The following is a 12,866-nucleotide window of genomic DNA, read 5'->3' as shown; positions in this document are numbered from 1 at the left end:
GAAGGGCCGCACTCGTGAAGAGACTTCTGCGTACGCTCGTCGCCTCGACCTTCGCCTGCCTGCTCCTCCCCCTCGGCGCAGGCCAACAGGCCACCGCGGCCGACGTCACCGCCGCCCCCACCACCGCACAGGCCGACCCCATCGGCATGACCAGCGGCTTCTACACCGACCCCGGCTCGACGCCCGCCGCCTGGGCCGCCGCGAACCCCGGCGACGGGCGCGCCGCCGCCATCCGCGACAACATCGCCGCGCACCCCATGGCCCGGTGGTTCGGTTCCTGGAGCGGCGACATCGGGGCGGCGGTCGGCTCGTACGTGGGCGCCGCCGACGCCGCCGACAAGCTGCCCGTCCTGATCGCGTACAACATCCCCGGCCGCGACGCCTGCGGCGGCCACTCCGGCGGCGGCGCGGGCACCCCGAGCGCCTACCACGCCTGGATCTCCGCCTTCGCCTCGGCCATCGGCGCACGGCCCGCGCTGGTGGTCATCGAGCCCGATTCGCTGGGCGACTTCAGCTGCCTGACCCAGGCCCAGATCGACGAGCGCAACACGATGCTCAGGGACGCGCTCGCCCAGTTCAGCGCACAGGCCCCCAACACCTGGACCTACCTGGACGCCGGAAACCCGGCCTGGATCGGCGCGGCCACCATGGCGCAGCACCTCGACGGCGCGGGAGCCCGCCAGGCGCACGGCTTCTCGCTGAACGTCTCGAACTACTACGGCACCGGCGAGAACTCCGCGTACGGCAACGCGATCAACAGCTCCCTGTCGGCGTCCTACGGCTACACGAAGCCGTACGTCATCGACACGAGCCGCAACGGCAACGGCTCCGACGGCGCGTGGTGCAACCCGGGCGGACGCAGGACGGGAGCGGTCAGCCAGACCGGCGGCGGAGCGGAGATGCTGCTGTGGCTGAAGACCCCGGGCGAGTCGGACGGCGACTGCGGGGTCGGAACCGGCTCGGTGGCGGGGCAGTTCCTGCCGGAGGTCGCGTACAAGATGATCTACGGGTACTGAGGTCGGCGGGCCCTTCGCCGGTGGACGCGCCCCTTCGTCAGAAAGGGGGCCAGTTGCGGAGGGCCGTCGAGCCTGCGCTGACCGGCGGCCCCGTCCCGCCCTCAGCGGTTCCCGATCCCGTCCGTGACCCGGTCCAGGCCGTAGAGCTCGGCGACGCAGCCGCCCGGCCAGTACCGGCTGCCGCCCCGGCTGAACGGCTCCAGCATCTGACTGATCACCAGGCGCTCGTACGGCAGGACCCGTTCGCCGTTCGCCGCGCCCTCGCGCAGCCGGCGGTCCTGGGCGTCCCACTTCTCGGCGCGGGCGCGCATCGCGGTTTCCAGGTCGGTCAGGGCGATGGCCGGGCCGACGCAGACCAGGACGCAGAGCGCGGCGCACACCGCCTTCGCCGGGGCGGTGCGGTGGGCGTACCGGCGGACGGCCAGGCCCAGCAGCGTGCCCAGGCCGACGAGGAGGATCACGTACAGCAGGAGGTAGTCGTTCCACAGCCGGTTGGCGCTCGCGTCGCTCAGCCGGTCGCCGAACACGGGGTAGGCGATCACCGTGCAGAGGTAGCCGGAGACGAGCAGCACCAGCACCCCGGCGGTGGTCAGCAGCGACCAGTGCGCCGGCGGGCGGGGTGCGGTCCCGTCCGCCCGGCGGCACAGCAGGCCCAGCAGTACGCCCGCCGCGACCGCGCCGGTGTACTGCCAGGTGGTGACCACGGTGACGGTGATCTCGGCGAACGCGCGCAGCGAGGCGGCCAGGGAGTCGGAGGCGAGCAGCGACGCGGTCTCCGCGCCGAACCGCTCCCTGCGGCTCAGGGAGCCGGGTGAGGTGATGAGGACGACGGCCCCGGCGGCCGTCCCGGCGATGCCCGCCGCGCACCACCGCCGGACGAACCCCCGGTCGGGCGCGGGCACGACCCGGCCGGACAGGAGGAGCGCGGCCGGCAGCACCGTCACCACGACGATCGCCGTCTCCTCGGACAGCGTGGCGAGGAAGGCCCCCGCGAGCACCGCGACGACGAGCGCGAGGATCCGGCCCCGGCGGGAGCGGGCGAGCAGGAGCGGGATCAGGGCGGCGCAGGCCAGGACGGGCGGCAGCGTGTGCGAGACGGACGCGGCGGGCCAGTAGAACGTCTTGTACGTGTTCGGCGTGGCGAACAGGAAGAGCGCCGTGGTCATCGCCGCGAGGAGCAGCGCCAGGCCGCGCGGGGTGCGCAGGCCCGCCCTCCGCAGCGCCAGGACCGCCACCGTCCAGAGGACCGCGAGCACCAGCACTCCGCTGACCAGGGGGAACCACTGGTGGCCCGCGAGCTGGAACTTCGCGTACGCGCCGACCAGGAGCGCGTTGGCGACCCGCCCGTTGTCGTCGAAGTAGAACTTCCCGACGAGGCCGGTGACGCCGTCGTCCCGGACGACGGGCAGGAAGCACCAGTCGTCGGCGCCGGGCCGCACCCACCGGCCGAACCAGGAGGCCGCGGCGAGCAGGGCGAGGGGCGGGAGCGCGAGGGCGCTCACCCAGAGGGCGGTCCAGGGGCGGTCCGAGCGCTGCCGCCCGGCACGTACCGCCGCCGTCGCGTCCTCGCCCCGCGGGTTCTCAGCGATTACGGGAGCGTCGTCGGACATCGCGGGCCTCACCGGTCCTGGCGCGAGCGGATGGGCAGCGGGGCGGGCGACGGGCGGACGGGCGGCGGTTCGGCGGGGACCTCGACGGCCTCCGGCACGGAAGCCGGCCTGGCCTGCCGGCCCGAGGTGATCGCCCACCGGGCCAGCAGGAAGGAGACCGGCGTGACGAGGACGCCGGCCGCCAGCGCGGCGAGGTTCTTGTCCATCCCGAGCCCGCTGACCGCGCCGTGGAGCAGCGCACCGGACGCCACCAGGTTGACCAGGCCGGAGAGCGGATAGCGGACGAACGCGTGCCAGGTCGGCCGGGTCCGGCAGGTGACGTAGGAGTTGAGCAGGAACGAGCACACGATGCTGACCGCGTAACCGATGACATGGGCGGCCAGATAGGGGATCCAGAGATTGAGGGAGGCGTAGACGCCGAGGTAGACGGCGGTGTTCACGCAGCCGATGAGGACGAAACTGCCGAACTGGCGGACGGTACGGGACCGGCTGGGCGCGTTCACGACGGTCGCGGGGGCCTGGGCTCGGGCGGTGGGGGTCGCCGTGGCGGTGGCAGTGGCAGTGGCGGTGGCGGTCGCCGTCCGTTCGGCCGGGCCGCCGGTGAGCCGCGGGCGCGACGGCGGGCCGCCCGGCAGTGCCCGGCAGGTCGCGTCGGTCTCCCGCACCACGTACGGCGGGCGGTGCTTCGCCTCGTGGTAGATGCGGCCGACGTACTCGCCGATGACGCCGAGCGTCACCAGCTGGATGCCGCTGAGGGCGACGACGGCGGTGAGGAGGGTGGCGTAACCGGGGGTGTCCACGCCGTGCAGGACCACCCGCGCGATCGTCCACAGGGCGTAGACCAGGGCCGAGACGAAGACCCAGAAGCCGGTGTAGATCGCGAGGCGCAGCGGGCGGTTGTTGAAGGAGAGCAGTCCGTCGATGCCGTAGTTGAGCAGCCGTCTGCTGCCCCACTTCGAGCGGCCCGCCACCCTCTCGCTGTTGCGGTAGCGGAAGGTGACCGTGTCGAAGCCGATCCAGGAGAAGATCCCCTTGGAGAAGCGGTTGCTCTCCGGCAGCGACAGCACGCTCTCCACCGCCCGCCGCGACAGCAGCCGGAAGTCCCCCGAACCGTCGATGAGCTCCACGTCCATGCAGCGGCGGACCAGCGCGTAGTAGGTGTGGCTGAGGGTGCTGCGGAGCAGGCCCTCGCCCGTGCGGTCGCGGCGCGGGATGACCTGGTCGTAGCCGTGCCGGTGCAGTTCCAGCATGCGGGGGATCAGCTCGGGCGGGTGCTGGAGGTCGGCGTCCATGATCACCACGGCGGCCCCGCAGGACATCCGGAGTCCGGCGAGCATGGCGGCCTCCTTGCCGAAGTTGCGGCTGAAGGCGGTGTAGTGGACGCGCGGGTCGCGGGCGGCGAGGGCGTTCAGCAGCAGCCGGGTGCGGTCCCGGCTGCCGTCGTCGACGTAACAGATCTCGAAGCTGTCGCCGAGGGGGTCCAGGACGCCGACCAGCGCGGCGTGGAAGGCCTCGATCACCTCGGCCTCGTCGAAGCACGGCACGACGACCGACAGCTGAAGGCCAGTCACACGCCACCTCCGGACTTCGGGCCTCTCATGGGACGCTTCCGAGGAGACCGGGCCTCCCGGAGAACGGGACCTTCCGTGGGACGGGACCCTTCCGTGGGGCCGGGCCTGACCGGCGCGGCGCCACCGGCCTCCGGCGCCGGGCCCGGAACGCGCCACGTCGCCCCATCTGACGACGGGCGGCGGCCACCGCCTCTCCGCACACGCGCGGGGCGACCTCTTTCGTGCGGCCTTTCATGCGAACAGCCGACGCCGGCCGGCAGAACGTCGGGTCGCGGGGGCCAAAAAGCGCACATAGCCTCGCAAAGGTGATATTTCCACGATCGCCGCGGCCCCGGAGCGCCGGGCCCGGCCGAGCCCGGCGCACCGGCCCGCCGACCGGTCTGCCCGCCGGTCCGACCGCCGGTTCGACCGCCGGTCTGCCTGCCGGTCTGCTCATCGGCCTGCTCGCCGCGCTGTCCGCCGTGTGCTGGCTGGTGCTGCCCGCCGCCACGCCCGCCCGCGCCGACGACCCCGTCGAGCTGTCGCGGGACGGGCAGATCACCGACCGGGTGGGCGCGCTGGGCGACCGGACGGCGCAGGTGGAGGACGCCCTCGACCGGCTGTACGAGGACGAGCGCATCCAGCTCTTCGTGGTGTACGTACGCGATTTCTCCGGCCGGTCCGGGCAGGCCTGGAGCGACGGGACCGCCGATCGCAACGGTCTGGGCCAGGACGACGTGCTGCTCTCCGTCGCCACCCACGACCGGCAGTACGCCTACACCGTCGACGCGGGCTCCCCGCTCACCGACGCCCAGCTGCGGGACGTGGCGAACACCGCGATCGAACCCGCGCTGCGGGAGAACGACTGGGCGGGGGCCGCGATCGGCGCGGCCGACGGCTACGCCTCCGTCCTGGCCGGACGCCCGGTGACCGCTCCCGCGATCACCCCGGGACCCGCCGACCCCGGAACGGGTGACTCCGGCTCCAGCGGCGCCCGCGACTTCATCCTGCCGGTGGCCGTCGTCGGCGGCGTGGGCGCGGTCGCCGCGTACGCATACGCCCGGCGCAAGCGGCGCAGTACGACCCGCACCACCCCGGCGGCCACCGGCTGGGGCCGGGGCGCGGGGGCGGGCGGTGCGCCGGAGCCGCCGACACCGCTGCCGGAGCTGGACGCGCGGGCGAAGGAGGTGCTGGTGGACACCGATGACGCGGTACGCACCAGCGAGGAGGAACTCGGCTTCGCGACCGCCCAGTTCGGCGAGGAGGCGGCGAAGCCCTTCACCGAGGCGGTGGCGCGGGCGAAGGAGGAGCTGACGCGGTCGTTCCGGTTGCGCCAGCAGCTCGACGACGCCTTCCCCGAGGACGACGCGACCCGCCGCCGGATGCTGGAGGAGATCCTGACGCGCTGCGCGGCGGCCAACGAGGGTCTGGACACCGTCTCCGAGGACTTCGACCGGCTGCGCGCCCTGGAACGTACCGCTCCCGAGGCCCTGGCCACCGTGGACGCCACGCACCGCGAGCTCGCCGGACGGGTCGCGACGGCCGAGTCGGGCGTCGCCGGGCTGCGCGAGCGGTACGGGGAGGGCGCGGCCACGCCCGTGGCGGGCGACGTCGAGCAGGCGCGGGACCGGCTCGTCTTCGCGGCCTCGGCCGTGGAGCAGGCCCGTACGGCGGTCGACGGCGGCGAGAACTCCCGGGCCGCGGTCTACATCCGGGCCGCCGAGGGCGCGGTGGGCCAGGCGGGCACGCTGCTGGACTCGGTGGACCGGCGGGCGGCGGAGCTGGGCGAGGCCGCGCGCCGGCTGCCCGCCGCGCTCACCGAGACGGAGACCGACCTCGCGGACGCGGGCGGGCTGCTCGGAGGGACCGCCGAGGGTGCGTCCACCGCCGATCTGCGCGGCCGGATCGCCCGCGCCGAGGCGGTGCTCGCCGATGTACGGGCCGCGACGGCGGCGGGACCGTACGACCCGATCGACGCGCTGCGCCGGGTGGAGGAGGCGGACGCGGCCCTGGACGAGGCGCTGGCGGGCGCCCGGGACCAGGAGCGCGGCGCGGCGAAGGCCCGCACCCTCCTCGATCAGGCGATGCTCACCGCCCGGTCCGCGATCGGGGCGGCGGCCGACTACATCACGACCAACCGGGGCGCGGTCGGCAGCCAGGCCAGGACCCGGCTCGCGGAGGCGCAGCGGCGGTGGGAGCGGGCCCGGGAGCTGTCGGGCACGGACGCGCAGGGCGCGCTGGCCGAGGCTCAGCAGGCGGACGCGCTGGCCCGGCAGGCGATGAGCCTGGCGGAGCAGGACGTCCGCGGCTTCGGCGGGATGCAGGGGCCCGGCGGTATGCGGGGCGGGGGCGGCGGCATGGGCGGGGCGGTGCTCGGCGGCATCATCCTCGGCGGGCTGTTCGGGGGCGGCGGCCGGGGCGGGGGCATGGGCGGCGGCTACGGCGGCGGGTTCGGCGGAGGCGGCCGGTCCGGCGGCTTCGGCGGCAGCCCCGGCAGTTTCGGCGGGGGCGGCACCCGGGGGCGCCGGGGCGGTGGCGGCCGCTTCTGAACGACCGGTCCTCATCCGCTCTCCCGTATCTCCTCACCTTTACCAGCGATCTCGACCTCCAAGGAGCGATCCCATGACCAAGCAGACCATCCTCGGCCGCGTCACCCAGCTCGCGAAGGCCAACATCAACGCCCTCCTCGACCAGGCCGAGGACCCGCAGAAGATGCTGGACCAGCTGATCCGGGACTACACGAACAACATCGCGGAGGCCGAGCAGGCCGTCGCGTCGACCATCGGCAACCTCCGGCTGATGGAGCAGGACCACAAGGAGGACGTCGAGGCGGCGGCCGAGTGGGGCGGGAAGGCGCTGGCGGCCAGCCGGAAGGCGGACGAGCTGCGCGGCGCCGGGTCGGTGGCGGAGGCCGACAAGTTCGACAACCTGGCCAAGGTGGCGCTGGGCCGTCAGCTCCAGTCGGAGCAGGAGGCGAGGACGGCCGAGCCGACGATCGCCTCGCAGTCCGAGGTGGTGGACAAGCTGAAGACGGGTCTCGACCAGATGAAGGCCAAGCTCTCCGAGCTGAAGGCCAAGCGCGACGAGTTGGTGGCGCGCGCCAAGTCCGCCCAGGCGCAGAACCAGATGATGGACGCGGTGAAGAACATCGACGTCCTCGACCCGACGAGCGAGCTGAGCCGCTTCGAGGACAAGGTGCGGCGCGAGGAGGCGAAGGCGCTGGGCAAGCAGGAGCTGGCCGCCTCCTCGCTGGACGCCCAGTTCGAGCAGCTGGACAGCCTGGGCGCCAGCGCGGAGGTCGAGGCCCGGCTGGCGGCCCTGAAGACGGGCGCCTGACGCGGGCCCTGCCCCGGGTCAGTACATGCTCAGGAGCTGCTCCACGGAGAGTTCGGCGGCCGGGGCCCCGTCCGGCAGGGCCAGTTCGAACCAGACGGTCTTGCCGCGCGGGGTACGGCGCGAGCCCCAGGCGGCGCTGAGCAGGCCGACCAGCTGGAGGCCGCGCCCGCCCTCGTCGGTGTCGCGGGCGCGGCGGCGGCGCGGCTGAACGAGTCCGGCGTCCCACACCTCGCAGACCAGGGTGCGGTCGCGCAGCAGCCGGAGCCGGATCTCGCCCTCGCCGTAGCGCAGGGCGTTGGTGACCAGTTCGCTGACGAGGAGTTCGGTGGTGTCGACCAGGTCGTCGAGGTCCCAGGCGAGCAGCTGGGTGCGGGCCAGCTCACGGGCGCGGCCCACCGAACGGGGTTCGCGCGGCAGCGTCCAGTCGCCCACCGCCTCCGCGGGCAGCCCCTGGATACGGGCCATCAGCAGGGCGATGTCGTCCTCGCCGTGCCGGGTGTCCAGGGTGCTCAGGACGTGGTCGCAGGCGTCCTCCAGCTCCATCTGCGGACCGGTGAGCACCTCCCGCAGCGCCTCCAGGCCCTCGTCCAGCGGCTGGTCCCGGGACTCGACCAGGCCGTCGGTGTAGAGGGTGAGCAGGGCGTTCTCGGCCAGCTCGACCTCGACCTCCTCGAACGGCTCACCGCCGACGCCCAGCGGCATGCCGGGGGGTACGTCGATGAGCCGGGCGGGCCGGCCGGGCTCGACGACGGCCGGGGGCATGTGCCCGGCGTTGGCGAACGTACAGCGCCGGGTGACCGGGTCGTAGACCGCGTACACACAGGTCGCGAGATACACCTCGGAGAGGTCGGCCTCGCGGGACTTCTGCGCGGCGCGCGAGGGCCACTGCGCCCCGCCGCTGCCGCCGAGACCCTCGCTGCGCTCGCCGCCGCCCGGGGAGCCGAGGCCGCGGGCGACCTCGTCGAGGGCGGAGAGCACTTCGGCCGGCTCCAGGTCGAGGAGGGCCAGGGTCCTTACAGCGGTGCGCAGTTCGCCCATGGCGACGGCGGCGCGCAGGCCGCGGCCCATGACGTCGCCGACGACGAGGGCGGTGCGGTGGCCGGGCAGCTCGATCACGTCGAACCAGTCGCCGCCGACCTCGGTGGCGGTGTTGCCGGGCAGATAGCGGCAGGCGATGTCGAGCCCGGCGGCCTCGGGGTCGCCGGGGGGCAGCAGGCTGCGCTGGAGGATCAGGGCGCGTTCGTGCTCGCGGCGGTAGAGGCGGGCGTTGTCGATGCAGACGGCGGCGCGGGCGGCCAGTTCGGTGGCGAGCGCCCGGTCGCGCTCGCCGAAGGGCTCGCTGCCCTTCGTACGGGAGAACTGGACGAGGCCGACGACGGTGTCGTGGGCGACCATCGGCACGGCGAGCGTCGACTGCACGAAGCCCATCTCGTCGCCGGGGACGTCCTCGACCCGGCCGGAGCGGAGCGCCATGGCGCAGGGCGAGCCGAACGGGAAGCGGTGGACGGAGCCGAGCGCGGGCGGCAGGTCGTCCGGGCCCGGGGGCCCGCTGCCCGCCACGGCGGTGGGCAGGGCGTCGGCGACCGCGCTGGCGTGGGCGACCCGGCGCAGCTCCGCCGAGCCTCCGGCGGACTCGCGGTGCGCGGGCGCCCAACTGCCGGGCGCGGCCTCCTCGCCGGTGAGCAGCCCCTGGTAGAGGTCGACGGTGGCGAGGTCGCAGAAGCCGGGGACGGCCACGTCGAGGAGTTCGCGGGCGGTGGTCTCCAGGTCCAGGGAGTTGCCGATGCGGGCGCTGGCCTCGTTGAGGAGGGCGAGGTTGCGGCGGGCGCTGGCGGCCTCGCGGGCGGCGATGTGCCGGCGGGTGACGTCGGTGGCGAGGCCGGCGATGCCGACGGGGCGGCCGGCTCCGCTGTGCACCCGGTAGAGGTTCATGGACCAGTGGCGGCGGTCGGTGGTGCCGGGGGCGGTGCCGACGAGCTGGAGGTCGGTGACCGACTCCCCGGTCTCCAGGACCCGTTTCAGGGTGGCGGACAGCCGGTCGGCCTCGGCGCGCGGGAGATAGTCCTCCACCGTGCGGCCCCGGTGGTCCTCGGCCGCGCCGCCGAAGACCGTGGCGAAGCGCTGGTTGGCCCGGACGACGGCGAAGTCCGTGCCGAACAGCACGAAGCCGAAAGGAGATTGGCCGAATATGGCCTGTGATGCGGCGAGGTCGGTCTCGATGCGCCGCAGCGCCCGGACGTCCACGACGATGCAGAGCGCGGCCCGCTCGCCACGGCCCGTCAGACTCGGCATCACATAGACCTCGGCCACGCCGTGCGCCCCGCCCTCGCCCGGCATCCGGAACGGGACGAGACCCGTCCACTCCTTGCCGTCGAGGATCTCGCCGACCTGCCGGTGACCGTCCGAGCGCAGCTCGGAGGGCATGAAGGCTTCCACCGGGTCACGGCCGATCGCCTCGGTCGAGGTCATGCCGAACAGACCGGCGGCCCGGCTGCTCCACTGCTCGATCAGGCCGTCGGGGCCGATCGAGAAGGAGGCGACCCTGATGTAGTCATAGATCGAGCCGGGCGGGCTGCTCTGCCACACGACATCGCCGGCCGTCCCGACGACATCGCCCGTTGTCCCAGGTATTTCGCTCACGCGACCGTCCCCTCCAGCTCACACACCGGACCGGTCCTGCCCGCAGTATTCAGCACTACGGCCCCGACCGACACGGCGTTCACGATCACAGCAAGGTCTCAGTCCCTTTCAGCCAGGTTCTGCCCGACCTCTGGTGATCGCTGTGCGTCCCTCCACTCTCCTAACCAGGGAGAGCCAGCTCGAACCACACGGTCTTGCCGCTCTTTCCCCGACGCGTCCCCCAGCGACGTGCGGAACAGGCCACGAGCTGGAGTCCCCGGCCGCCCTCGTCGTCGGGTCCCGCACTGCGTTCGGTGGGTGGATCCGGAAGCGGATCGGAGACTTCCACCCGCAGTCCGGGGGCGGCGGGAGGGCGGTCGGCGAGCAGGAGGTCCCCGTCGGGGTTCGAGCGGACCAACCGTACGCCGATGGGCCCGGAGGCGTACCGCAGGGAATTGGTCACGAGTTCGCTGACGAGCAGCACCGTGAGATCACCGACCGCCGCGTCGAGCCCCCACGAGCCCAGAGCGCCCCGGACGGCGTGCCGGGCGCTGCGCACGGAGCCCGGTTCGGCCGGGAAGGTCCACTCGGCGCAGTCGCCTTCGGTCTCGATCACGCCGATCACTTCCCAGGGACGACCACGGGCGCACCCACATGAGTAAATGGGGACTAAACAGCCCATACCCACCATTTATTGCTTACTACCGCACAACGTGCCGTTTGGTGCATAAGAGTGCAGACGGGCGCAGGTGATCAGGTCAGCGCGCCCGCCGCCTTGAGGTCGTCGAAGAGCAGCTGGTCCACGGGCGGCACGAGGGCCCGGTCGGCGAAGGAGAACCACGCCATCTCCTCGATCTCGCTGCTCGCGGCGAGCGTGCCGCGGTAGTCGCCGTAGTAGCAGCTCATCCGTACGACCGCGGCGTCGGGCCGGCCGTCCACGGGGGCCTCGTACGTACCGGCGTGGACGACGGTCTCCCGGATCAGGCCGACCGTCAGCTCCTCCTCGATCTCCCGCAGGAGGGTCTGCAGATCGGTCTCCGCACCCTCGCGCTTGCCGCCCGGGATGTAGAAGACGTCCTTGCCCCGGGGCCGCGCGCAGAGGATCCTGCCGCCCTCGATCCGCACCCACGCCACCGTGTCGATCAGCACCGCCATCACTCCGCCCCGCTCGCCGCACCTCCGGCGGCTTCCGCGCCCCCGGTCGGGCGGGACCCTACCGTCCGGGGCGGCGGGCGTGCACAAGCGCGACGCGGGCGCACGCGGGCGCACAGGCACTCCGGGAGGCCCGTGGGGCCCCGGGAGGCCGTTCCGCCTCCCGGGGCCCCACGGGGCCGTCCGTCACGTCAGGGCCGGTTGCCCTGGCCCACGCGCTCCACCCGATAGACCTGGTGACGGTGGCGGTGGTCGAGGCCGTCGGCGACCTTCTGCGCCTCGGCCTGCGTGGCGTACCTGCCCACGCGATAGCGATTGCCGCCGTCGTCCTGCCGTATCACCTGCCAAGGGAGCACGGCGCCGCTGTCGCTCATCGTGCCGCTCCCCCGCATATCGCCCCTCTCCCCACCGGCGTGCACGTCTCTAAGGATCCCCAGGAAACCGCAGTACGCATATGCCCGAGCGTACGCCTGACCTTCACTCAGTGCAGGCGGCTTTACACAAAGAGATACACATCCGGCCATCACGAAAGGGGCGCATCAGAAGAATGCGCCCCCTCATGACCCATCAACATCCCCCATCGGCCCGGCCGGCACCGCTCACCGGGTCCGACGGGCCGTCATCTCACCTCATCGCACCGGCAGGTGGTACGCGACCCGGTACCGGTCGGCCGGCACCACCACATCGGCCGTCTCCACGGCCCGGCCCGAGGCGTAGTACGTACGCCCGATGACGATGACCACATGGCCGGGCACACCGCCGAGCGCCAGGAGCTCCTCCGCCAGCCCCGGGCGCGCGCCGACCTCCTCGGCGACGTTGTCCACGACGACATCGATCGCGGCCATCCGGTCGACCACCCCGCAACCGCCCAACGGGCCCTCCTCCGGCAGCATCACGGGCGTACGGCCGGTGACGGCGAGCGGCTCCCAGGAGGTGGAGAGCATGATCGGCTCGCCCCCCTCCCGGAAGACGTAGTGCGTGCGCATCACGCGGTCGCCCGGCTCGATGCCCAGCCGTCCGGCGATCTCGGGGCTCGCCCCCTCCTGCTCGCTGCGGGACTCCCAGGTCCCGCGCGCCCCCTCGGCCGTCTGCTCCTGCCGGAACGGACTGGCCCCCTTGTCCGGCCGGTAGCCGGAGCGGGCGATCATGCGCGGGACGGGGCGCTCGCGCACATAGGTGCCGGAGCCGGAACGCCCCTCGACCAGCCCCTCCGCCATCAGGACCTTCCGCGCCTCCAGGGCGACGGTGTCCGAGACCCCGTACTCCTCCCGGATGCGGGCCTGCGACGGCAGGCGGGTATGGGGCGGCAGCGCGCCGTTGACGATCTTCTCCCTGAGATCGCTCGCCACGCGCAGATAGGCGGGCTGCTCACCGAAAGTCACAGGCCACTCCCAACAGGTTGACAGTCTGCGACAGCCTGACAACCGTGGGTTGTGCACCGCAAGCATGGGCCAGAGTTTCACCCAATGTGATGATCTTGTGGCGGCCCCGGCATACATCGAGCCCGGTTACCAGATTCTTCCCGGACGTTCTCCGGCAACTCCCCTACCCTTGACCATTTTTGGTCCAGACCAATACCTTCC

General features: G+C 73.1%; 10 protein-coding genes. 3 read left to right on the top strand and 7 right to left on the bottom strand.

Annotated elements, in window-relative coordinates; genetic code table 11:
* Positions 1–14 precede the first annotated feature (14 nt).
* Positions 15–1,016, top strand: a complete 1,002-nt coding sequence (locus KV381_RS24625; RefSeq protein ID WP_193464311.1) for a glycoside hydrolase family 6 protein — start codon at positions 15–17, stop codon at positions 1,014–1,016.
* Between the two features lie 101 nt (positions 1,017–1,117).
* Here the strand turns inward: KV381_RS24625 and KV381_RS24620 are convergent, their stop codons facing one another.
* Positions 1,118–2,626: a DUF6056 family protein gene (locus tag KV381_RS24620; protein ID WP_218786286.1), complete on the bottom strand. Its 1,509-nt coding sequence runs from the start codon at positions 2,624–2,626 to the stop codon at positions 1,118–1,120.
* Positions 2,627–2,634: 8 nt separating this feature from the next.
* Positions 2,635–4,197: a glycosyltransferase gene (locus KV381_RS24615; RefSeq protein ID WP_218786283.1), complete on the bottom strand. Its 1,563-nt coding sequence runs from the start codon at positions 4,195–4,197 to the stop codon at positions 2,635–2,637.
* A gap of 428 nt (positions 4,198–4,625) precedes the next feature.
* Between KV381_RS24615 and KV381_RS24610 the strand changes: the two genes are divergently transcribed.
* Positions 4,626–6,725, top strand: coding sequence for a TPM domain-containing protein (locus tag KV381_RS24610; protein WP_050504992.1), 2,100 nt, complete (start codon positions 4,626–4,628; stop codon positions 6,723–6,725).
* 73 nt (positions 6,726–6,798) lie between these two features.
* A complete protein-coding gene (locus KV381_RS24605; protein ID WP_030082746.1) occupies positions 6,799–7,512 on the top strand; it encodes a PspA/IM30 family protein in 714 nt (237 codons plus the stop codon).
* A gap of 18 nt (positions 7,513–7,530) precedes the next feature.
* On the opposite strand, the gene KV381_RS24600 is transcribed toward KV381_RS24605, so the two are convergent.
* The 5 genes from KV381_RS24600 to KV381_RS24580 form a co-directional block, all read right to left on the bottom strand.
* On the bottom strand, positions 7,531–10,098 hold the full coding sequence (locus tag KV381_RS24600) for a SpoIIE family protein phosphatase (RefSeq protein ID WP_030082745.1): 2,568 nt from the start codon (positions 10,096–10,098) through the stop codon (positions 7,531–7,533).
* 214 nt (positions 10,099–10,312) lie between these two features.
* On the bottom strand, positions 10,313–10,756 hold the full coding sequence (locus KV381_RS24595) for an ATP-binding protein (protein ID WP_030082744.1): 444 nt from the start codon (positions 10,754–10,756) through the stop codon (positions 10,313–10,315).
* Between the two features lie 128 nt (positions 10,757–10,884).
* A complete protein-coding gene (locus tag KV381_RS24590) occupies positions 10,885–11,289 on the bottom strand; it encodes an NUDIX domain-containing protein (protein ID WP_181007895.1) in 405 nt (134 codons plus the stop codon).
* A 185-nt stretch (positions 11,290–11,474) separates the two neighbouring features.
* Positions 11,475–11,675: a hypothetical protein gene (locus KV381_RS24585; protein WP_030082742.1), complete on the bottom strand. Its 201-nt coding sequence runs from the start codon at positions 11,673–11,675 to the stop codon at positions 11,475–11,477.
* Positions 11,676–11,912: 237 nt separating this feature from the next.
* Positions 11,913–12,665, bottom strand: coding sequence for a GntR family transcriptional regulator (locus KV381_RS24580; protein WP_030082741.1), 753 nt, complete (start codon positions 12,663–12,665; stop codon positions 11,913–11,915).
* Positions 12,666–12,866 lie beyond the last annotated feature (201 nt).

Origin of the sequence: Streptomyces sp. WY228 (assembly GCF_019287315.1) — a bacterium.
Lineage (GTDB): Bacteria > Actinomycetota > Actinomycetes > Streptomycetales > Streptomycetaceae > Streptomyces > Streptomyces caviscabies.
This window is presented reverse-complemented; position numbering and strand designations above follow the sequence as displayed.

Excerpts from the sequence above, each read along its gene's own strand:
- KV381_RS24585 (WP_030082742.1), bottom strand. The coding sequence starts at position 11,675 with ATGCGGGGGAGCGGCACGATGAGCGACAGCGGCGCCGTGCTCCCTTGG.
- KV381_RS24605 (WP_030082746.1), top strand. The coding sequence starts at position 6,799 with ATGACCAAGCAGACCATCCTCGGCCGCGTCACCCAGCTCGCGAAGGCC.
- KV381_RS24620 (WP_218786286.1), bottom strand. The coding sequence starts at position 2,626 with ATGTCCGACGACGCTCCCGTAATCGCTGAGAACCCGCGGGGCGAGGAC.